This is a genomic window from Pseudomonas sp. FSL W5-0203 (assembly GCF_001896155.1).
GTDB classification, from domain to species: domain Bacteria; phylum Pseudomonadota; class Gammaproteobacteria; order Pseudomonadales; family Pseudomonadaceae; genus Aquipseudomonas; species Aquipseudomonas paracarnis.
Genome location: NZ_MPOR01000005.1, coordinates 158,042 through 178,169, shown reverse-complemented (window position 1 = coordinate 178,169; position 20,128 = coordinate 158,042). Strand labels below are relative to the sequence as shown.

General features: G+C 60.4%; 18 protein-coding genes. 11 read left to right on the top strand and 7 right to left on the bottom strand.

Going from position 1 to position 20,128, the window contains the following annotated elements:
* The first annotated feature begins 84 nt into the window (after positions 1-84).
* Both BOP96_RS07565 and poxB read left to right on the top strand, forming a co-directional pair.
* Entirely contained in the window at positions 85-1,317 is a 1,233-nt protein-coding gene (locus BOP96_RS07565) for an NADH:flavin oxidoreductase/NADH oxidase family protein (RefSeq protein ID WP_073452308.1), read from the top strand.
* 78 nt (positions 1,318-1,395) lie between these two features.
* Complete coding sequence (poxB, locus tag BOP96_RS07560) at positions 1,396-3,120, top strand: ubiquinone-dependent pyruvate dehydrogenase (RefSeq protein ID WP_073452306.1); 1,725 nt, start codon at positions 1,396-1,398, stop codon at positions 3,118-3,120.
* 113 nt (positions 3,121-3,233) lie between these two features.
* On the opposite strand, the gene BOP96_RS07555 is transcribed toward poxB, so the two are convergent.
* Positions 3,234-3,791, bottom strand: a complete 558-nt coding sequence (locus BOP96_RS07555; RefSeq protein WP_073452303.1) for an NADPH-dependent FMN reductase — start codon at positions 3,789-3,791, stop codon at positions 3,234-3,236.
* A gap of 227 nt (positions 3,792-4,018) precedes the next feature.
* On the opposite strand from BOP96_RS07555, the gene BOP96_RS07550 reads away from it, so the two are divergent.
* Entirely contained in the window at positions 4,019-4,255 is a 237-nt protein-coding gene (locus BOP96_RS07550) for a hypothetical protein (protein ID WP_032874044.1), read from the top strand.
* 49 nt (positions 4,256-4,304) lie between these two features.
* Here BOP96_RS07550 and BOP96_RS07545 read toward each other — a convergent pair whose 3' ends face one another.
* Positions 4,305-4,643 (bottom strand): hypothetical protein, encoded by a 339-nt coding sequence (locus tag BOP96_RS07545; protein WP_019820274.1) that lies wholly within the window; start codon positions 4,641-4,643, stop codon positions 4,305-4,307.
* A 183-nt stretch (positions 4,644-4,826) separates the two neighbouring features.
* Between BOP96_RS07545 and BOP96_RS07540 the strand changes: the two genes are divergently transcribed.
* Complete coding sequence (locus BOP96_RS07540; protein ID WP_014718261.1) at positions 4,827-5,735, top strand: LysR substrate-binding domain-containing protein; 909 nt, start codon at positions 4,827-4,829, stop codon at positions 5,733-5,735.
* Between the two features lie 4 nt (positions 5,736-5,739).
* Here the strand turns inward: BOP96_RS07540 and BOP96_RS07535 are convergent, their stop codons facing one another.
* From BOP96_RS07535 to dnaQ, 3 genes are all read right to left on the bottom strand, one after another.
* Positions 5,740-6,309 carry a GNAT family N-acetyltransferase gene (locus BOP96_RS07535; protein WP_032903567.1) on the bottom strand — a complete coding sequence of 190 codons (570 nt, stop codon included), beginning with the start codon at positions 6,307-6,309 and terminating at the stop codon, positions 5,740-5,742.
* 20 nt (positions 6,310-6,329) lie between these two features.
* The gene (locus BOP96_RS07530) at positions 6,330-8,585 is read right to left on the bottom strand and encodes an Orn/Lys/Arg decarboxylase N-terminal domain-containing protein (RefSeq protein WP_073452301.1); all 2,256 of its coding nucleotides are present in this window, start codon (positions 8,583-8,585) and stop codon (positions 6,330-6,332) included.
* A gap of 588 nt (positions 8,586-9,173) precedes the next feature.
* Positions 9,174-9,914, bottom strand: coding sequence for a DNA polymerase III subunit epsilon (gene dnaQ / locus BOP96_RS07520; RefSeq protein ID WP_164692278.1), 741 nt, complete (start codon positions 9,912-9,914; stop codon positions 9,174-9,176).
* A 202-nt stretch (positions 9,915-10,116) separates the two neighbouring features.
* Here dnaQ and BOP96_RS07515 point away from each other — a divergent pair, with 202 nt between their 5' ends.
* Positions 10,117-10,422 (top strand): DUF2388 domain-containing protein, encoded by a 306-nt coding sequence (locus BOP96_RS07515; protein WP_014718258.1) that lies wholly within the window; start codon positions 10,117-10,119, stop codon positions 10,420-10,422.
* Between the two features lie 135 nt (positions 10,423-10,557).
* Here BOP96_RS07515 and rnhA read toward each other — a convergent pair whose 3' ends face one another.
* Both rnhA and BOP96_RS07505 read right to left on the bottom strand, forming a co-directional pair.
* Entirely contained in the window at positions 10,558-11,010 is a 453-nt protein-coding gene (rnhA, locus tag BOP96_RS07510; RefSeq protein ID WP_003173571.1) for a ribonuclease HI, read from the bottom strand.
* A gap of 31 nt (positions 11,011-11,041) precedes the next feature.
* On the bottom strand, positions 11,042-11,800 hold the full coding sequence (locus BOP96_RS07505) for a class I SAM-dependent methyltransferase (RefSeq protein WP_003190694.1): 759 nt from the start codon (positions 11,798-11,800) through the stop codon (positions 11,042-11,044).
* A gap of 65 nt (positions 11,801-11,865) precedes the next feature.
* On the opposite strand from BOP96_RS07505, the gene gloB reads away from it, so the two are divergent.
* The 6 genes from gloB (at position 11,866) to BOP96_RS07475 (ending at position 20,128) form a co-directional block, all read left to right on the top strand.
* Positions 11,866-12,633, top strand: coding sequence for a hydroxyacylglutathione hydrolase (gene gloB / locus BOP96_RS07500; protein ID WP_073452299.1), 768 nt, complete (start codon positions 11,866-11,868; stop codon positions 12,631-12,633).
* A gap of 98 nt (positions 12,634-12,731) precedes the next feature.
* On the top strand, positions 12,732-14,132 hold the full coding sequence (locus BOP96_RS07495) for a transglycosylase SLT domain-containing protein (RefSeq protein ID WP_073452296.1): 1,401 nt from the start codon (positions 12,732-12,734) through the stop codon (positions 14,130-14,132).
* A gap of 236 nt (positions 14,133-14,368) precedes the next feature.
* Entirely contained in the window at positions 14,369-16,198 is a 1,830-nt protein-coding gene (locus BOP96_RS07490) for an extracellular solute-binding protein (RefSeq protein ID WP_014718255.1), read from the top strand.
* A complete protein-coding gene (locus BOP96_RS07485) occupies positions 16,195-18,033 on the top strand; it encodes an extracellular solute-binding protein (protein ID WP_014718254.1) in 1,839 nt (612 codons plus the stop codon). Before BOP96_RS07490 ends, BOP96_RS07485 begins: the two co-directional genes overlap by 4 nt.
* Positions 18,034-19,107: a microcin C ABC transporter permease YejB gene (locus tag BOP96_RS07480; protein WP_014718253.1), complete on the top strand. Its 1,074-nt coding sequence runs from the start codon at positions 18,034-18,036 to the stop codon at positions 19,105-19,107.
* Between the two features lies 1 nt (position 19,108).
* A complete protein-coding gene (locus BOP96_RS07475) occupies positions 19,109-20,128 on the top strand; it encodes an ABC transporter permease (protein WP_003190688.1) in 1,020 nt (339 codons plus the stop codon).

Genomic DNA, 20,128 nt, shown 5'->3' with positions numbered 1-20,128 from the left:
TCAATCCTGTGTGATCGACTCCCGCTTGACATTAAAGTTAACTTTAAGCTTAGCCTGAGACCTCCCCTGCTCAGGAGTTAACCCATGTCACCGTTCGAATCGCTGCAACTGCCTAACGGCCAAGTCATCGCCAACCGCATCGGCAAGGCCGCGATGGAAGAGAACATGGCGGACCTGCATCAGGCACCGTCCAAAGCCTTGAAGCAGCTGTACAAGACCTGGGCCGACGGCGAGCCCGGCCTGCTGCTGACCGGTAATGTGATGATCGACCGCCGCGCCATGACCGGCCCTGGTGGTGTCGCTCTGGAAAACGAGCAACACCTGGCCAGCTTTCGTGAATGGGCCGACGTAGCCCGGGCCAAAGGTGTGCACTTCTGGGTACAGCTCAGCCATCCGGGCCGTCAGACCATGGCCAACCTCGGTCAACAAGCGTTGGCCCCCTCGGCTATTGCGCTGGATGTGGGCAGTTTTTCCAAGATGTTCGCCAAACCCAAGGCCATGACCGAAGACGACATCCAGGACGTCATCAAGCGCTTCGCCACCAGCGCCCGCCTGGCCGAGCAAGCCGGGTTCACCGGCGTACAGATCCACGGCGCCCATGGTTATTTGTTGAGCCAATTTCTCTCGCCCTTGAGCAACCATCGCACCGACCGCTGGGGCGGCCCCTTGGAAAACCGCGCACGCCTGTTGCTGGAGGTCGTCCGTGCCGTACGTGCCAGCGTCAGCCCTTCATTTTGTGTGTCGGTAAAGCTCAATTCCGCAGACTTCCAGCGCGGCGGCTTCGATGAGACCGATGCGCGCGCAGTAGTGGAGATGCTCAATACACTGCCGATCGATTTGCTTGAGTTGTCCGGCGGCAGCTATGAAGCGCCGGCCATGCAAGGTGAGGCGCGGGACGGCCGCACCTTGGCCCGTGAAGCCTACTTTTTGGATTTCGCCACACAAATGGCGAGCATCGCCACCATGCCACTGATGGTGACCGGAGGTATTCGCCGCTTGCCGGTGGTCCAGCAAGTATTGGACAGCGGCATCGCCATGGCCGGCATCGCCACCGCCCTGACCCTGGAGCCGCAACTGATCAAACAGTGGCGTGAAGGTCGCGACCTCAACCCACAACTGCGGCCCATGGAATGGAAGCGCAAACCCCTGGCCGCCCTCGCCACCCTCGCCGTGGTGCGCGACCAGATGCGCCGTCTGAGCCGCGGCCGTCTGCCCAACCCCAACGTTGCGCCCTGGCTGGCACTGGCGTGTGACCAGTGGTTTATCGCGCGGCGTACGCGGCAATACCGCGCAAGCATGACGCAATCTTCACATTAAAGGCGGAGCATTCGCCGTGATTGAACTGTCCCCTACTGATCAGCAGTTTTTCAACCTCACTGACGATTGGAGTTCCTCATGGCGAAAATCAACCTGGCCCAGCAGTTGGCGACCACCCTGGAACAAGCGGGTATCAAGCGTATCTGGGGGCTCACCGGCGACAGCCTCAATGGCCTGACCGACGCCCTGCGCAGCATGGACAGCATCGAGTGGATGCATGTGCGCCACGAGGAGGTCGCCGCCTTCGCTGCCGGTGCCGAAGCGGCGGCCACCGGCGAGTTGACGGTGTGCGCCGGCAGTTGCGGGCCGGGCAACCTGCATTTGATCAATGGTTTATTCGATTGCCATCGCAACCATGTGCCGGTGCTGGCGATTGCCGCGCAAATTCCATCTTCGGAGGTTGGCCTGAATTACTTTCAGGAAACCCATCCCCAGGAACTGTTCAAGGAATGCAGCCACTTTATCGAGCTGGTGAGCAACCCCGAGCAGATGCCTCAGGTGCTGCACCGTGCCATGCGTTCGGCGACCCTCAACCGAGGCGTGGCGGTGGTGGTGATTCCGGGAGATGTATCGCTGCTGGAGGTGGAAGATAAGCTCAAGCCGTGGCCGGCCTTGCACGCACCGCGCACCCTGCCGGTTGAGCAGGACTTGCAGCGCCTCACCGACATGCTCCAGAGCAGCGAGAAAGTCACTCTGCTGTGTGGCAGCGGCTGTGCCGGTGCCCACGATCAAGTGGTGGCGCTGGCCGACGCCCTCGGCGCGCCGGTGGTGCACGCACTGAGGGGCAAGGAGCATGTGGAGTGGGATAACCCGTTCGACGTCGGCATGACCGGCCTGATCGGTTTCAGCTCCGGCTACCACGCCATGCTCGATTGCGACACCTTGGTCATGCTCGGCACCGACTTCCCTTATCGCCAGTTCTACCCGACCGACGCCAGGATCATCCAGGTGGACCGCAACCCCCAAGCCCTGGGGCGTCGTGCGACCCTGGATCTGGGCATCGCCGCCGACGTCAGTGAAACCATCGCCGCGCTGTTGCCGCGCCTGACCCGCAAGACCGATCGCAGCTTCCTCGAGACCTCCCTGAAGCACTACGAAAAAGCCCGCCAAGGCCTGGATGACCTGGCGCAACCGTCCAAGGCCGGCCGGCCGATCCATCCCCAGTATGTGGCGCGCTTGCTCAGCGAGCTGGCCGATGATGATGCGATCTTTACCGCCGATGTCGGCTCACCCACCGTGTGGGCGGCGCGTTATCTGAAGATGAACGGCAAGCGCCGGCTGATCGGCTCGTTCAACCATGGCTCGATGGCCAACGCCATGCCTCAGGCTATCGGCGCCCAGGCGGCATTCCCTGGACGGCAGGTGATCTCGATGTCTGGGGACGGTGGTTTCACCATGTTGATGGGGGATTTCATTTCCCTGGCGCAACTGCAATTGCCGGTCAAACTTGTGGTGTTCAACAATTCGTCCCTGGGCTTTGTCGCCATGGAGATGAAGGCTGCAGGTTACCTGGACACCGGCACCGAGCTGAAAAACCCGGACTTTGCGGCCATGTCCAATGCCATGGGCATTTTGGGCATACGTGTGGAGCAATCCGAAGATTTGGAGCCGGCACTGCGCCGTGCCCTGGCCCACGATGGCCCGGTGTTGGTGGATGTGGTGACCGCGACTCAGGAACTGGTGATGCCGCCGAGCATCAAGCTGGAACAGGCCAAGGGGTTCAGCCTGTACATGCTCAAGGCGGTGATGAGCGGGCGTGGCGATGAGGTTATCGAACTGGCACGCACCAACTGGTTGCGATAACCCCATTGTGGGAGCGGGCTTGCTCGCGAAGGCGGTGTATCAGCCGATGATGTCTCTGCTGAACCACCGCCTTCGCGAGCACGCCCGCTCCCACATTTGAGCGCATTGCCAAATCAATCCTTCTGTTTTTCTACCCACTTACCGTAGGCATCGATGAATGCCTGCAGGAACGGCTTGGTCTTGTCCGACACCTTCCCCGCCTCATCGAACACACTGCCCGCCCCGCCCAGGTAGGCTTCCGGCTGTTGCATGCACCACACATCCAGGAACACCAGGGACTGGCGCAAATGGTGGTTGGCGCCAAAACCGCCAATGGCACCCGGCGACACGCTGATGATCGCCCCGGGCTTGCCACTCCAGGCGCTTTGCCCGTATGGGCGCGAGCCCACGTCAATGGCATTTTTCAAGGCCGCCGGCACGGAGCGGTTGTATTCGGGGGTGACGAACAGCACCGCGTCGGATGAACTCACTTGTTTGCGAAAAGTACTGTAGGCTGCGGGCGGTGTTGCACCGTCGATGTCCTCGTTGTAGAGCGGCAAGTCGCCGATTTCAACAATGTTCAACTTGAGATTGGCGGGGGCCAGTTCGGCCAGGGCCAGGGCGACCTTGCGGTTGATCGACTCTTTTCTCAAGCTGCCCACCAGGACGGCAATCGTGTAGACCTTGCTCATTGAGGTTTCCCGACTTCTGAATAAAGGAGCTTGTAGTTATAGAGGCTTCGCGACGCGTTCACCAGAGGGTTGTGCGGATTCCCTCGACGTTTTCCTTGCAAGCACTTGCGTAGGAAGCGTCTGAAAATATCAGCGAATAGTATTTTTTTCTTATAGGTAAACTACCCCGCTCCCTGACGGTCTACAGAACCGCAAATCGAGTGTTTATCTCCAGAGGTTCTAAACAGATGGCTGCAGTACTTGTTGGACAGTTTCATGCCAGAGACGCGGAAGGCCGCGTGTATTCGGTGCATGAGTTTCAGGAATCCAACCCGGCGCAAGGCGACCTGGCCGGATCGACGCCCACCACGACCTACAAGCTGGCCATTGGCGACCGTGTAGAAAAGCTGGAAGGTGATGAATTCAAACTGATCCAGTCGGGCACCATTCTCGTGCGCGAGTCCGAAACCACTCTGGCATCGTAAGCGCTTGCCTTGTTCACCTGCTCAGTCCTGGGGGCTGGGCTGGAGACGTTCATGGGCGGCGGATCTGCGTCATCTCTATGCCCTGTTCGTCTTGCTTGAGCGTCACCAGCACCTGGCCGTGCTCCCCTTGCACGGTAAACATCGAGCGCTTGTAACCTGCCGCATTGTACGCGGGGTAAGCCTCCACCTCCCTGACCAGGGTGATCCCCACGACTGCGCCCACCTGTTCACCCACCTGTTGCTGGGAGCGAATAAAGGCTTCCAGTGCGAGATTGTCCGGCGTCGGTTCATCCTGATGATTGAAGAAGTAAGCCGCCAGGCCTCCCACGGTCACCAGGACCACGAGTTGCTTGGCCGTTACCCCGAAGAAAGTCGAGGGTAGAGGCATATGAGACCAGACCTGTTTTTTATTTTAAGTACCGGCAAACCGGCAGGGGTCGTTGCTGATCAGACCCGCCATTCTAATGGGGTCCTGGCTGAGCGCCATAGGCCGGGACGACCCCGGCAGTCTTTTTTGCGCACGAAGGCCTGCGCCATTGAATCCCCTGCGCACTGCACATAGACTCCGGCCATGCGTTTACGTCATATCGAAGTGATTCAGGCCATCTTGCAGACCGGCCACCTCGGCACCGCCGCCGAGTGGTTGCAACTCCCCGTGGGCGATGTAGACGCCACCCTCAAGGATGCCGAGCAGCAACTGGGCTTCATGCTGTTCGCCAGCGTGCGCGGGCGCTTGCAGGCCACGCGGGAAACCCTGGAGTTGCAGGCACAAATCACAACTCTGTATGAAGCCCTGGAGCCGTTGCAACGCCTTGCCAGCCGCTTGAAACACCATCATGCTCCGCCCCTGCGCGCCCTCTGCACACCGCCGTTGGCCAACCAACTGTTGCCGCAGAGCATTGCCGCGCTGCGTCGACGCTTCCAGGACATGCCGTGTAACCTGTCGAGCCGGCCAGTTGGCCAGATCATCAACAGCCTGCTGTTGCATGAAGCCGATGTGGGCCTGAGCCTGCATGACCCAGAACACCCCCATATCCAGAGCACGGTGCTGGCCCAAGGCAAATTGCAGTTGCTGGCCCCCCATGGCTGGCTAAAGCCCAAGCAAAAGTACATTGCGCTGCAGGAGTTGGCCGGCCAATCGTTGATCGGCCTTGAAGGCCATGATCCGCTCAGCCGTTTGCTGGACGCCAAGCTGCATGCCCTGCGGCCGGTGCCCGTGGTGCAGACGCGCGTACAAACCTACCCGATGATGCGCGGCCTGGTGGAAGCCGGGGAAGGCCTGGCGATTGTCGACCCGTTCACCGCCTTGGGTGCACGCGAGTCCGGGCTTGATGCGTGCCCGGTGTCACCACCGATAGTGGTCAGCCTGTATGCGCTGACCTTGAAAGACGCTGCGGCCTCCCCTGCATTGAATGCGCTGCTGGAGATCGTCATCCAGAAAGCCGAAAGCCTGCTTGGTAACGACACCAAGCCCCTGTAGGAGGTCAGACCGCCTCCACTTGCGCCTTGAACAACCGATACCAGAAAATCGCGACCTCGCGGGTTTGCGGGTCAATCCCGCGATAACGCAGTTGATCGATGCCGCCCATTACATAGCCACAACGCTCATACAGGCGACAGGCGCCGAGGTTGTTGTTCTGGGTCTCAAGCATCATGCCCGGCAGGTTCTTCTTGCGAGCCCAGAACTGCGCCACGTCCAACAACGACTTGGCCACGCCATGTCGACGCGCCGGTAACGCCACAGCCAACTCGTCAACATGGGCGAAACCGTTCCAGTTGGTGCTGACCACGATATGCCCCACTGCGCGGTCATCCAGGTACGCCATGAAGATCGAGCTGTCGGCGGCATCACGAAAACTGGCGAATTCTTCCGGGTCGATGCCATAGCACTTGCGGTACGGCAGCACTTTTTCCACCGGCCATTGGTCGACGCGCTGGCCCATTTGCGGCACCCCATAGGCGCTGACTTCAAAGCTGAAATCGTTGCCCCACACATAGGCGTCAAAACCTTCGTCGGCGACTCGCACACTGAGCCCTGGATACTTCGGGTTCATCACAGCTTGCATAAACTTCCTTAACCCTTGATGCAATCGACGGTGTAACGACGGCCACTGCCGTCATCTTCGTGTTGCAGCCCATGCACATCCGCGACAAAACCGGGGAAACTGCTATCGAACGTGCGGGCAAATGCCAGGTAATCGATGATTGAACGGGTTGACTCGATGAAGCGTTCGCCGGGCATGATCAGGGGTATGCCCGGCGGGTATGGCACCAGCATCACGGCGGCGATGCGTCCGGCCAAGGCATCGATGCAGACCGCCTCCACCTCGCCCCTGACCAGTTGGTCGTAGGCATCGGCGGGTTTCATCGCGATTTGCGGCAATACCGTATACATACGTTTGAGGTGCCTGGCCGTGGCATTACTACGGTAACAGCTGTGCAACTGGTCGCAAAGGTCGCGCAGCCCCAGGCCTTGATAACGCACCGGGCCTTGGGCATACACCGACGGCAAGCAACTGGCCAGGCTGACATTGGCATCGTAGCTACGCTTGAACTCCAGCAACTCAGTGAGCAAGGTGCTCCATTTGCCTTTGGTAATGCCCATGGAAAACAGCACGAGGAACGAATACAGCCCAGTCTTCTCCACTACCAGACCGCGCTCCCAGAGGAACTTGCTGACCACTGCGGCGGGAATCCCGCAATCGCTCAAGGCCCCTCCGGCGTTGAGGCCAGGCATCACCAGCGTGACTTTGATCGGGTCCAGCAATACGTAGTCTTCGACCACGTCGCCAAAGCCATGCCATTCATCCCCAGGGTGCAACAACCAATCTGCCGTGGCGACCCGGTCGATGCCCGCGACCGAGGGTGGCTGCCAGATAGAGAACCACCAGTCTTGGGCCGCTATATGCTGGCGCAAGTTGGCCAGGGCACGGCGAAAACTCAAGGCCTCGTCGAACATTTCCTGAAGCAGCGAGCGTCCGGCCGGGCCCTCCATCATTGCCGAGGCCACATCCAGCGACGCGATGATGCTGTATTGCGGCGAGGTGGAGATATGCATCATGAAGGCTTCATTGAAGCGGTCACGGTCCAGTTGCCTTGCGCCGCCGTCCTGCACGTGGATCATCGACGCCTGGCTGAATGCCGCCAGCAACTTATGCGTACTGTGGGTGGTGAACACCAAGGGGCTGTCCGGCGTGCGCGAGGTGCCCATGCCATAGCGCCCGGCGAAGAACTCGTGAAAGGCAGCATAGGCATACCAGGCCTCATCAAAGTGCAGCACCTCGACACTGTTGCCCAGTTGCTGCTTGATCAGTTCGGCGTTGTAACACAGGCCGTCATAGGTGGAGTTGGTCACCACCGCCAATTTCACTTTCGGTGGTCGCCCACGGGTCAAGGGGCTGGCGTCGATCTTGGCGCGGATCGACTCAGGGCTGAATTCGCTCAGGGGGATAGGGCCGATGATCCCTAGCTCGTTGCGCTCCGGGCACAGGTACAGCGGGATCGCGCCGGTCATGATGATCGAATGCAACACCGACTTGTGGCAATTGCGGTCCACTAGCACCAGGTCATCGCGCCCCACCATGGAATGCCAGACGATCTTGTTGGCGGTGGACGTGCCGTTGATCACGAAGAACGTATGGTCGGCGCCAAAGTTGCGCGCGGCGCGGGCCTCGGCTTCGGCCAAAGGCCCGGTGTGATCGAGCAGCGAGCCCAGTTCGGGCACCGACACCGACAAGTCAGAGCGCAGGGTGTTTTCCCCAAAGAACTGATGAAAGGCCTGCCCCACCGGGCTTTTGCGATAGGCCACGCCACCGCCATGACCGGGGGTGTGCCAGGAATAATTGGAGTCGGCGGTGTGTTGCACCAGCGCCTTGAAGAACGGCGGCAACAGGCCATCCAGGTAAGTGCGTGCGGCGCGGGCGACCTGGCGCGCCAGAAACGGCACGGTGTCTTCGAACAGATAAAGGATGCCGCGCAGTTGGTTGAGCTCGCTCATGGCATCGGCGGGCGCGTTTTCCAGCGTGACTTGCTCGCCCAGCGCAAAGATCGGCAGGTTGGGTGCGCGCAGGCGCGCCAAGCGAATCAACTCCACGATGTTCTGCAACAGATGGGTGTTTTCCCCGGCGCCTTCGGCGGCAATCAGCATGCAGGCCAGACCGTGATGGGTAGCGGCCACTAGCCGCCCCTCGGCGTAGTCCACCGCAGAAAAAATACTGAAGCCCTCCTGTTCCAACTCCCTGGCGATGCCTCGAACCCGGTCACCGGCAACGGTGTCGGCCTTGATGTCACGGTGCACGATCAGAACGGGGAACTTCAGGTCTTTGTACATGAGCACTCTTACTCCGGAGGCTTTGCACAAAGGGTAGAAGCTGGAAGCAGATGTGGCGAATGAAGATTTCACAGGTGGTCGAGAGGTATCTACATAAGTCGCGAGGGAGCTTGCTCCCGTGACGGCCCGCCTGCCGGGCCATACCTGCCTCACACCCCGCGATCAAACTGTGGGAGCTGGCTTGCCTGCGAATGCGGCCTGCCAGCCGACACTTATCTACCTGAGGCTCCGCAATCCAAATGTGGGTGGGCTGGGCCGGCATTCCGGCTTTTCCAAAGTGACCCGCTGTCAGAGCGCAACGCTAAGTGGCCGTTACCGCAGGAATGGAGATGTACCCAATCCAACCGTGTTGACTGTCAGGCCGCATTCGCGAGCAAGCCCGCTCCCACAATTTGATCGCGGGGCGTCAGGTCGATAGGCGTTGGCTGGCAGGCCGCTATCGCAGGCAAGCCAGCTCCCACAGTTTGATCGCGCAGCGTCAGGTAGATAGGTATTGGCTGGCAGGCCGCCACGGGAGCAAGCTCCCTCGCCACAGATGCAACTGTGTAAGTACCCATGACTGCAAGCCTGCTCCTCCTACATGAGCGGTTATTGCTGAGTGAGTTGAGTCCACAACGCCGGCGCACCGGCTGCCTTGGCGATCGCCTCCAAGCGTGCCGCATGCTCGGCCAGGTCCTGCTCGCTGGCACGGATGATCGGCGTCGGTTTGCGATCAGCTGGCAAGCGGCGGATTTCCGAAGGGCGGTTGCCCGAGCCTTCCGCCGAACCGCTGCCATCGGACGCATTACCGGCCAGGGACAGGCTGGTCTGCCCGCCGGTCATGGTCAGGTAAACGTCGGCCAGGATCTCGGAGTCGAGCAAGGCGCCGTGGAGTTCACGGCCGGAGTTGTCGACGCCATAGCGCTTGCACAAGGCATCGAGGCTGTTGCGTTGGCCCGGGTGGCGCTCGCGGGCCATCATCAAGGTATCGAGGATCGTGCAGTGTTGGGAGATGTCCGCACGGTCGGTCTGCCCCATCAGGGCAAATTCGTTATTGATGAAGCCGATGTCGAACGCCGCGTTATGGATGATCAACTGGGCGCCATTGATGAATTCGAAGAACTCATCGGCCACTTCGGCGAAGCGCGGCTTGCCCTTGAGGAATTCGTCGGTGATGCCGTGGACGCCAATCGCGCCCTCATCACTGTCGCGGTCCGGTTGCAGGTAGACGTGGAAGTGGCGGCCGGTCAGGCGGCGCCCCATCAGTTCGACACAGCCGATTTCGATGATCCGGTGACCATCGGTCACCGGCATGCCGGTGGTTTCGGTATCGAGTACAACAGATCGGATGGCCATCAGGGTTCAGCTCTCAACGGTTCGGTACAGTTCAAGGGGCGGGATATTAGCACGCTCTGTAAACGAAGCGCCCATGGCACCCAACCACCGGTGGACACCCAACAGTTATTTACAAGATTTCGCAAACTTGCTGCGGATTGCTACGCCCCTCATCGCTAACCTGCGCGCCTCCTCCAGATACTGAATTCCCTGACTCATGTTCAACCTGAAATGGCTGTTCATCCCCTGCCTGTTCAGCGCTGCCGGTGCGCAAGCCACCAGTTTCGTGATGACCACTGACGCCTTGGTGAGCCTGTCGATGAGTGCCACGGGCGGCACCAGCAGCAGCTTCAAGGACGACAAGATTGTGCTGGCAGCCAAGGCCGATGCCGCCTCGTTTGTCGCAAGCGAAGGTGCAATACGCGGTGCTCAACTAGAGTCAGCCTTGCGGCATATTCGCCAGACGAGAGTGGATCTGCGATACACGGACGAACAACTCGCCCGTGCGATCCTGGCTCTGTAAGCGACAACAATCACGGGATGTTTGTGATCAGGCCAACGTCTGCCTGCCTGAAGCTCAATGCCGTGCTGGTAGATTCGCCACACGCGATGGCGGCGGTGAAGCAGCGGCTCGAGCGGCCGCTGCGGTGTCGCTGACTCAGCTCTGCTTGTAGCCGCGCACTTCATCCACGCCACGGTTGGCCAACTGGTCGGCGCGCTCGTTGCCAGGGTGCCCAATGTGCCCGCGTACCCATTTCCAGGTGATGTCGTGACGGTTGCACTGTTCATCGAGCAATTGCCACAGGTCGGCGTTCTTGACCGGCTCCTTGGCCGCTGTCTTCCAGCCACGTTTTTTCCAGTTGACCATCCACTCGTTGATGCCCTTCATCACGTACTGCGAGTCGGTCACCAGGAGTACGTTGCAGCGCCGCTTGAGTTCTTCGAGGCCGCGAATCGCGCCCATCAGTTCCATGCGGTTATTGGTGGTATTGGCTTCGCCGCCCCACAATTCCTTCTCCACGCCCTTGCACACCAGCAAGGCGCCCCAGCCGCCCGGGCCGGGGTTGCCCTTGCAGGCGCCATCGGTGAAGAGTTCTACGCTATCGGTCATCGGTTATTCGGCCTGAAATCAAAAAGAGGTTTTACGGTTCGCGTTGTTCGCGGTTGACCTTGGCCAACGGCATTGGCACGAGCTTGCCGATCGGCTCGCGGCGCACTTGTTGCACCGGTCGCAGCCCGACCACGATCTTGCGTGCAACCAGCAAATAAAAGCCGCCACCCGACAGCTGCCAGGCCCCTGCGCGGCGTTCCCAACCGGCCAGGCGGCCCTGCCACTTGGCCGTCGCAAGCGGCGGACGATAGCACCCGAAGCGGCGTTTCTCCAGCGCGAAGCCCAGCAGGTTGAGCCAGTCGCCCACCCGTGATGGCGCGATGCAACGCGCCTGACGCAGTCCGTCATGGGCGAACACACGGCGCAGGCCCCAACTGCTCCAGGGGTTGATGCCGACAATCAGTAAATGGCCACCAGGGCGCACGCTGCTCGCCGCTTCGCGCAACAAACCGTGGGGCGACAGGCAGAAATCCAGGCCATGCTGCAACACCACCACATCGGCGGCGTGTTCGCTCAACGGCCAGGCCTGTTCCTCGCAGACGATTTCCACACCTGGCAATGGCGCGCCCAGGCGTACATTGCGTTGCACCTGCGGTGCCGAGGGCGGCGTGTCGGCCGACGGCCCGTAATGCACCAGGTAGCCACCAAAGAACCGGCCCAGCTCGTCTTCGAGCATGCGCCGCTCTTCTTCCAGCAAAAACTGCCCAATCGGCCCGGACAACCATTCGCGGGCGGCGCTGATCAGGGCCAGCCACTCAGGATCGGCCTGGGCGAACGCTTTATCAGTCATTGCATTCTCCAACTCGCCTAGACGTTCTAAGATGCACCAATGTGTTCAGCTTGGCGAATCGAAGAATGATACAGATCAGTGCCCTACCCGCCTTCACCGACAACTACATCTGGTTGTTACAAGACCCCACGACCCGGCGCTGCGCCGTGGTCGACCCCGGCGATGCCGCGCCAGTACTGGCCTGGCTCAAGCAGAATGCCGAGTGGCGCCTCAGCGACATTCTGGTCACCCATCATCACCATGATCATGTGGGCGGTGTGGAGCAACTGAAAACTGTCACCGGCGCCACGGTCTACGGCCCGGCCAACGAAAAGATCCCGGCGCGGGATGTCGCCTTGCAGGATAACGACCGTATCAGCGTGCTGGGCTGGGACTTCGACGTGTACGCCGTGCCTGGCCACACCCTCGGCCACATCGCCTTTTACCACCAGGGCGTATTGCTGTGTGGCGATACCTTGTTCGCCGCGGGTTGCGGTCGCCTCTTCGAAGGCACGCCGGAACAGATGTACAGTTCCCTGGAACGCCTGGCCGCCCTGCCCGCCGATACGCAGGTGTACTGCACTCACGAATACACGCAAAGTAACTTGAAATTTGCCCAAGCCGTGGAACCGCACAACGCCGACATCGCCGAACGGGTGGAAAATGTCGCCCAACTTCGCGCCCGTGGCCAGATGACGCTGCCCTCCAACCTGGCCCTGGAAAAACGTACTAACCCTTTTCTGCGCACCGCTGAAACATCCGTTAAACAAAAAGCGGACGAACGGAACGGCCGCGACAACCGCTCTGGGGCCGAGGTGTTTGCTAGCTTGAGGGCTTGGAAAGATAAGTTCTAACCAGATGCAATCTGATACGTAATTTCTGAATGGTTGACCGGAACCAAAGCGCTTTCTAGAATCGCCCGACATTTTTGCCCGGAACTTACTTCCAGCCAATGTCGTCATCTATTCGTAAATCCATTTCTTCAGACGCATTGACCCGCCTGGCTCAAGCCGTGGCGGTGGCCGTTTCCGCGACTCTGGCGGGCTGCCAATCGACCAATTACGCTGCACAATCCACCGTGCAACCCAAACCGAATCTTGCTGCCAAGATCAAGCAAAAACCTATTTGGCTATCAGAGAAGCCCAGCCCCGAAGTACCCCAGGACGTCTGGGAACGCATGCGTCGGGGCTTTCAATTGCAGGACGGTGTCGGCGTCAACCCGCGCATCGAGCAACAGCGCCTGTGGTTCGCCAGTAACCCCTCCTTTCTGGAGAATGCCGGCGAACGCGGCAGCCTCTACATTCATTACATCGTCGAACGCCTTGAAGAACGCAACATGCCCCTGGAACTGGCGCTGCTGCCAGTGATTGAAAGTGCCTACAACCCAATGGCCTATTCGCGCAGCGATGCGGTGGGCTTGTGGCAATTCATTCCCTCCACCGGGCGCTACTTCAACCTGCGCCAGACCCGCGCCTACGATGGCCGCCGCGACATCACGGCCTCCACCACCGCCGCCCTGGACTATCTGACGCGTCTGCATGACATGTTCAACGGCGACTGGCTGCTGGCCCTGGCGGCCTATAACGCCGGCGAAGGCACGGTCAGCCGGGCAATCGAGCGCAACGAAAAGCTCGGCCTGCCCACTGACTACTGGAACCTGCCCCTGCCTCAGGAAACCAAGGACTATGTGCCCAAATTCCTGGCCTTGTCCCAGGTGGTACTGGCGCCCGAGGCCTATGGCGTCAACCTGAACCCGATTGCCAACACACCGTACTTCGAAGTAGTTGAAGTCAAGCAAAGCATGGACCTGTCACGGGTTGCCGCGCTGGCCGAGATCGACGAAGACGAACTGTTCCAGCTCAACCCGGCCTTGAAACAACGCACCACTCTGGATGGCCCCCAGCATCTGCTGGTACCAACCTCCAAGGCCCAACTGCTGACCAGCACCCTTTCGACGATGAAGCCGGAAGAATTGCTGAGCATGCGCCCCAAGAAGCCGGTGTTCGACGAAGTCGAGACCAAGGCGGTTGCCGGGCGTACCCGCAGCTACAAGGTACGCAGTGGCGATAACCTCACGCTGATCGCCAAGGCCAACAAGGTTGACGTGCATGACCTGCAGCGCTGGAACAAGCTCAACGGCCAGGCGCTCAAGGTCGGCCAGACCCTGGTGATGCAGGACACGCGTAAAGTCGCGGAGAAAAAACCGGTGCAGTACAAGGTCAAGAAAGGTGACTCGCTGTACATGGTGGCCAAGCGCTTCAACGTTGAGATGCAACACCTCAAGCGTTGGAACCCGCGCACCGGCCAGGCATTGAAGCCAGGGCAGATGCTGGTGGTTTCCGGGCCGCGCTAATACCTCGGGGAGAGCTGGCTTGTGTGGGAGCTGGCTTGCCTGCGATGCAGGCACCTCGGTCTATCAGTCAGACCGCAGTGATGCTATCGCAGGCAAGCCAGCTCCCACATTTGACCTTCACACCGTCCAATAGCTCGCAGTGCGCAACATGGCCTTCCCGACAGCCTTTTTCCAACCGGAACAAGCTGTTACTGTACCGATCATAAAGCCCAAGCCGCCTGGATCGGATCTCTGACTTGAAGCGTCCCCTCCTTCTACTAATAAGCCTGGCCTTGAGCTTTGCGGCGAACGCGACGATCACCGAGAGCCACGGTTATGCGCAGTTCGGCACACTCAAGTACCCGGCCAAATTCACCCATTACGATTGGGTAAACCCTGCAGCGCCCAAAGGCGGGACGCTGCGGGTGATGGCATTTGGCACCTTCGATACGCTCAACCCCTACACCTTCAAGGGTTCAAGCCCGGTTTCCACCGCCAACTTCCTGCAGTACGGCGTCAACGAGCTCAATGAACCCTTGATGGTGGGCACCGGGCAATACGCGCCGTCGGGCGATGAACCCACCTCCAGTTATGGCCTGATTGCCCAGTCGGTGGAATACAGCGAGGACCGCAGTTGGGTGGTGTTCAACCTGCGCCCCGAAGCACGCTTTCACGACGGCAAGCCGATCACAGCCGATGACGTGGCGTTCTCCTATCGCACCCTACTGACCGAAGGCCACCCGCAGTACCGCACCAATCTGCAAGAAGTGGCACGGGTCGATATCCTCAACCCTCACCGTATCCGCTTTGTGTTCAAGCGCGCCGGCAACCCCTTGCTGATCCTGCGCCTGGGCGAGTTGCCGGTGCTGCCCCAGCACTATTGGAAAAACCGTGATTTCAAGGCCACCACCTTCGAGCCGCCCCTGGGCAGTGGGCCTTATCGCATCACCAAGGTTGCGCCTGGGCGGCAACTGGTGTTTGAACGGGTCAAGGATTACTGGGGCAAAGACCTGCCGGTCAACCAGGGTTTCTATAACTACGACAAGGTTGAAGTGGAATTCTATCGCGACAGCGACGTGGCCTTTGAAGCCTTCAAGGCCGGTGAATTCGATATTTATATCGAGCATCAGGCCAAGAACTGGGCCACCGGTTACAACTTCCCGGCGGTCAACCGCGGCGATGTGATCAAGGCGCAGATCGCCCATCAGATCCCCACCCAGAGCCAGGGCCTGTTCATGAATACCCGGCGACCGGCGTTCAGCCAGGCCAAGGTGCGTGAAGCCCTGGGGTTGATGTTCGATTTTGAATGGACCAACCGCACGCTGTTCAGCAGCGCCTACAAGCGTTCGGTGAGCTATTACCCCAACAGTGAATTCTCGGCCACCGGTCTGCCCGTGGGCCATGAGTGGTTGATGCTCTCGCCCTACCGCGACCAACTGCCGGCCGCGCTGTTTACCCAACCGTTCAGCCTGCCGCACACCGATGGCCGTGGCATTCCCCGCGAAACCCTGCGCCAGGCCCTGGCCCTGCTCAGCGAGGCCGGCTGGAAACTGTCGGGGCAGCGCCTGCTGGACAAGGGCGGGCAACCGCTGCGCCTGGAAATCCTGTTGGTCAACCCGAACCTTGAGCGCATCCTGCAACCTTATGTCGAAAATCTGACCCGCATCGGCATCGACGCCCGCTTGCGCACCGTTGACCGCGCACAGTACAAACAGCGCCTCGATCAATTCGATTTCGACATGATTCTGATGACTCTCAACCAGACCTTGAGCCCCGGTCTTGAGCAGTGGCAGTACTTCCACTCCAGCCAGGCCGCAATCAAGGGCAGCAAGAATTACGCCGGTATCGCCAACCCGGTGGTCGACCACCTGCTGGACCAACTGCTGGCGGCGCAGACCCGCGACGAACAACTGGCTGCCGGCCGCGCCCTGGACCGGGTGCTGCTGTGGCAGCACTACAGCATTCCCAACTGGTACCTCAACTATCATCGCCTGGCGTACCGCAACCGGTTCGCCTTCGTCACCACGCCGCCCTACAGCCTGGGCCTGAGCGCGTGGTGGCTGAAAGCTTCGGAGAAAGCCCAATGATGTCCTTGCGTACTACCCTGCTCGCCAGCCTGTTGCTGTGCACCGCGGCGCACGCCGCGCCGCAACATGCGCTGACCCTCTACAACGAGCCCCCCAAGTACCCCGCCGACTTCAAGCATTTTGACTACGTAAACCCCGACGCCCCCAAGGGCGGGACCTTCCGCGAATCGGCCATGGGCGGCTTCGACAGCCTCAACCCCTATATCAGCAAGGGCGTGCCGGCAGACAACCTGCCGCTGATCTACGACACCTTGGCCATGCAAAGCCTGGACGAACCCATCACCGAATACGGCCTGGTGGCTGGCAAAATCGAAAAAGCCCCGGACAACAGCTGGGTGCGCTTCTACCTGCGCCCCGAAGCGCGCTTCCATGATGGCCACCCGATCCGCGCTGAAGACGTGGTGTTCACCTTCCAGACCCTGATCAAGGAAGGCAACCCGCTGTACCGCAACTACTACGCCGACGTCGATGAAGTCGTGGCTGAAGACCCGTTGCGCGTGCTGTTCAAGTTCAAGCGCACCAACAACCGCGAATTGCCGCTGATCCTGGGGCAGTTGCCAGTGCTGCCTAAACACTGGTGGGCGACCCGGGATTTTTCCAAGGGCAATCTGGAAGTCCCCTTGGGCAGCGGGCCTTACCAAGTGGCGGAGGTCAAGCCAGGCCGTATGATTCGCTACGAGCGGGTCAAGGATTATTGGGCCAAGGACCTGCCGGTCAATAAGGGCTTCTACAACTTCGATACCCGCATCACCGATTACTACCGCGACAGCACCGTCTCCCTGGAAGCCTTGAAGGCCGGGCAGTTCGACTACTGGTTGGAGTTCAGCGCCAAGAACTGGGCCAATGCCTACAATATTCCAGCGGTGAAAGAAGGCCGTTTGATCAAGGAAGAAATCCCCAACGGCAACCCCACCGGCATGCAGGGCTTCGTGTTCAACATGCGCAAGCCGATGTTCCAGGACGTGCGGGTGCGCAAGGCCATCAGCCTGTTGCTGGATTTCGAATGGAGCAACAAACAGCTGTTCAACGGTGCCTACACCCGTACCCGCAGCTATTTCGAAAACTCGGAAATGGCCGCCACCGGCCTACCCGGTCCGGACGAGCTGGCGATTCTCGAGCCGCTGCGCGACAAGATCCCTGGCGAAGTCTTCACCCAGGCATTCGAACCGTCCCACACCGACGGCAGTGGCATGATTCGCACCCAACAGCGCGAGGCCTACCAACTGCTGCAAGAAGCGGGCTGGAAGATCGTTGACGACAAAATGGTCGACAATACCGGCAAACCGGTGACCATCGAGTTCCTGCTGGCCCAGACCGAGTTCGAGCGCATCCTGCTGCCGTTCAAGCGCAACCTGGCGGACCTGGGCATCGACCTGGTGATTCGTCGGGTGGACGTCTCGCAGTTCGTCAACCGCCTGCGCTCGCGCGACTTCGACATGCTGGTGGGCAGCTTCCCGCAATCCACCTCGCCGGGTAACGAGCAGCGCGAGTTCTGGAAATCCTCCAGCGCCGACAAGCCCGGCAGCCGCAACTACATGGGCCTCAAGGACCCCGCCGTCGACCAGTTGGTGGAAGAGTTGATCGACGCCGGTTCGCGGCAAAGCCTGATCGCCCACGCCAGGGCGCTGGATCGCGTGCTGCAGTTCGGCTACTACGTGATTCCCAACTGGCACATCAAGACCTTCCGCGTGGCGTACTGGGACCACCTGGGCCACCCCAAGGTCTCGCCACGCTACGACGTCGGCACCGCCACGTGGTGGGCTAAACCCGACGTCAAACCGGCGGTATCCCTCGACACCACGCAGAACGCCGATGCGGCGAGCGGAGGCGATTGAATGCTGGCCTATATTGTTCGCCGCCTGTTGCTGATCATCCCCACGCTGTTCGGGATCTTGCTGATCAACTTTGTCATCATCCAGGCCGCTCCCGGCGGCCCGGTGGAGCAAATGATCGCCAAACTCGAAGGCTTCGACGGCGCCACCAGCCGCATTGCTGGCGGCGGGGCCGAAGTTGCGGTGGCCGGTTCCAGCTACCGTGGCGCCCAGGGCCTGGACCCGGCGCTGATCAAGGAAATCGAAAAGATGTACGGCTTCGACAAATCGGCGCCGGAACGCTTGTGGATCATGGTCAAGAACTACGCCCAGCTGGACTTCGGTGACAGCTTTTTCCGGGACGCCAAGGTCATCGACCTGATCAAGGAGAAGATGCCGGTGTCCATTTCCCTCGGGTTGTGGAGCACCCTGATCATGTACCTGGTGTCCATCCCCCTGGGGATCGCCAAGGCCACGCGCCACGGCAGCCATTTCGATGTGTGGACCAGCTCGGCGATCATCGTCGGCTACGCGATACCGGCATTCCTGTTTGCGATTCTGCTGATCGTGGTGTTTGCCGGTGGTAGTTATTTCGACTGGTTCCCCTTGCGCGGGCTCACCTCCAACAACTTCGAGGAGTTGAGCTGGGGCGCCAAGATCCTCGATTACTTCTGGCACCTGGCGCTGCCCGTCACTGCCCTGGTGATCGGCAACTTCGCGACCATGACCCTGCTGACCAAGAACAGCTTTCTCGACGAGATCAACAAGCAGTACGTGGTCACCGCCAAGGCCAAGGGCCTGACCAACCGCCGCGTGCTGTATGGCCACGTGTTCCGCAACGCCATGCTGCTGGTGATCGCCGGTTTCCCTTCGGCCTTCATTGGCATCTTCTTTACCGGCTCGTTGTTGGTGGAGGTGATCTTCTCCCTCGACGGCCTGGGCCTGATGAGCTTTGAAGCGGCGATCAACCGTGACTACCCAGTGGTGTTCGGCACGCTGTTTATCTTCACCCTGCTGGGGCTGATCGTGAAACTGATCGGCGACCTCACCTACACCCTGGTCGATCCGCGAATCGACTTTGCCAGCCGGGAGCATTGAGATGAACCTGTCCCCCCTCAATCGCCGCCGGTTCGAGCGGTTCAAGGCCAACAAGCGTGGCTGGTGGTCGCTGTGGCTGTTTCTGGTGCTGTTCGTGCTGAGCCTGGGCGCCGAGTTGATCGCCAACGACAAGCCCCTGGCGGTGCACTTCGACGGCGGCTGGTACTTCCCGGCGCTCAAGCGCTACCCGGAGACTACCTTCGGCGGTGAATTCCCGCTGGAAGCCAACTACAAGAGCCCGTATATCCAGGAACTGCTCAAGGCCAAGGACGCCTGGACTTTGTGGGCGCCGATTCCGTTCAGCTACCAGAGCATCAATTACGACCTGAAAGTCCCGGCCCCGGCGCCGCCGTCCTCGGTCAACCTGCTGGGCACCGATGACCAGGGGCGCGATGTGCTCGCGCGGGTGATCTACGGCTTTCGTGTATCGGTGCTCTTCGCCCTGACCCTGACCATACTCAGCTCGATCATCGGCGTGATTGCCGGCGCCTTGCAGGGCTTTTATGGCGGCTGGGTCGACCTGGCCGGGCAACGTTTCCTGGAGATCTGGTCCGGCTTGCCGGTGCTCTACCTGCTGATCATCCTGGCCAGCTTCGTGCAACCCAACTTCTGGTGGCTGCTGGGGATCATGCTGCTGTTTTCCTGGATGAGCCTGGTGGATGTGGTGCGCGCCGAGTTCCTGCGCGGGCGCAACCTGGAGTACGTGCGCGCGGCGCGGGCGCTGGGCATGCAGAACGGCGCGATCATGTTTCGTCACATCCTGCCCAATGCGATGGTCTCGACCATGACCTTCCTGCCCTTCATCCTCACCGGCGCCATTGGCACCCTCACCGCCCTGGACTTTCTCGGCTTCGGGCTGCCGGCAGGTTCGCCGTCGCTGGGTGAGCTGGTGGCCCAGGGCAAGTCCAACCTGCAAGCGCCGTGGCTGGGCATGAGTGCCTTTGCGGTGCTGGCGATCATGTTGAGCCTGCTGGTGTTTATCGGCGAGTCCGCTCGCGATGCGTTCGACCCGAGGAAATGA

Excerpts from the sequence above, each read along its gene's own strand:
- BOP96_RS07565 (WP_073452308.1), top strand. The coding sequence starts at position 85 with ATGTCACCGTTCGAATCGCTGCAACTGCCTAACGGCCAAGTCATCGCC.
- poxB (WP_073452306.1), top strand. The coding sequence starts at position 1,396 with ATGGCGAAAATCAACCTGGCCCAGCAGTTGGCGACCACCCTGGAACAA.
- BOP96_RS07555 (WP_073452303.1), bottom strand. The coding sequence starts at position 3,791 with ATGAGCAAGGTCTACACGATTGCCGTCCTGGTGGGCAGCTTGAGAAAA.
- BOP96_RS07550 (WP_032874044.1), top strand. The coding sequence starts at position 4,019 with ATGGCTGCAGTACTTGTTGGACAGTTTCATGCCAGAGACGCGGAAGGC.
- BOP96_RS07545 (WP_019820274.1), bottom strand. The coding sequence starts at position 4,643 with ATGCCTCTACCCTCGACTTTCTTCGGGGTAACGGCCAAGCAACTCGTG.
- BOP96_RS07540 (WP_014718261.1), top strand. The coding sequence starts at position 4,827 with ATGCGTTTACGTCATATCGAAGTGATTCAGGCCATCTTGCAGACCGGC.
- BOP96_RS07535 (WP_032903567.1), bottom strand. The coding sequence starts at position 6,309 with ATGAACCCGAAGTATCCAGGGCTCAGTGTGCGAGTCGCCGACGAAGGT.
- BOP96_RS07530 (WP_073452301.1), bottom strand. The coding sequence starts at position 8,585 with ATGTACAAAGACCTGAAGTTCCCCGTTCTGATCGTGCACCGTGACATC.
- BOP96_RS07515 (WP_014718258.1), top strand. The coding sequence starts at position 10,117 with ATGTTCAACCTGAAATGGCTGTTCATCCCCTGCCTGTTCAGCGCTGCC.
- rnhA (WP_003173571.1), bottom strand. The coding sequence starts at position 11,010 with ATGACCGATAGCGTAGAACTCTTCACCGATGGCGCCTGCAAGGGCAAC.
- BOP96_RS07505 (WP_003190694.1), bottom strand. The coding sequence starts at position 11,800 with ATGACTGATAAAGCGTTCGCCCAGGCCGATCCTGAGTGGCTGGCCCTG.
- gloB (WP_073452299.1), top strand. The coding sequence starts at position 11,866 with ATGATACAGATCAGTGCCCTACCCGCCTTCACCGACAACTACATCTGG.
- BOP96_RS07495 (WP_073452296.1), top strand. The coding sequence starts at position 12,732 with ATGTCGTCATCTATTCGTAAATCCATTTCTTCAGACGCATTGACCCGC.
- BOP96_RS07485 (WP_014718254.1), top strand. The coding sequence starts at position 16,195 with ATGATGTCCTTGCGTACTACCCTGCTCGCCAGCCTGTTGCTGTGCACC.
- BOP96_RS07480 (WP_014718253.1), top strand. The coding sequence starts at position 18,034 with ATGCTGGCCTATATTGTTCGCCGCCTGTTGCTGATCATCCCCACGCTG.
- BOP96_RS07475 (WP_003190688.1), top strand. The coding sequence starts at position 19,109 with ATGAACCTGTCCCCCCTCAATCGCCGCCGGTTCGAGCGGTTCAAGGCC.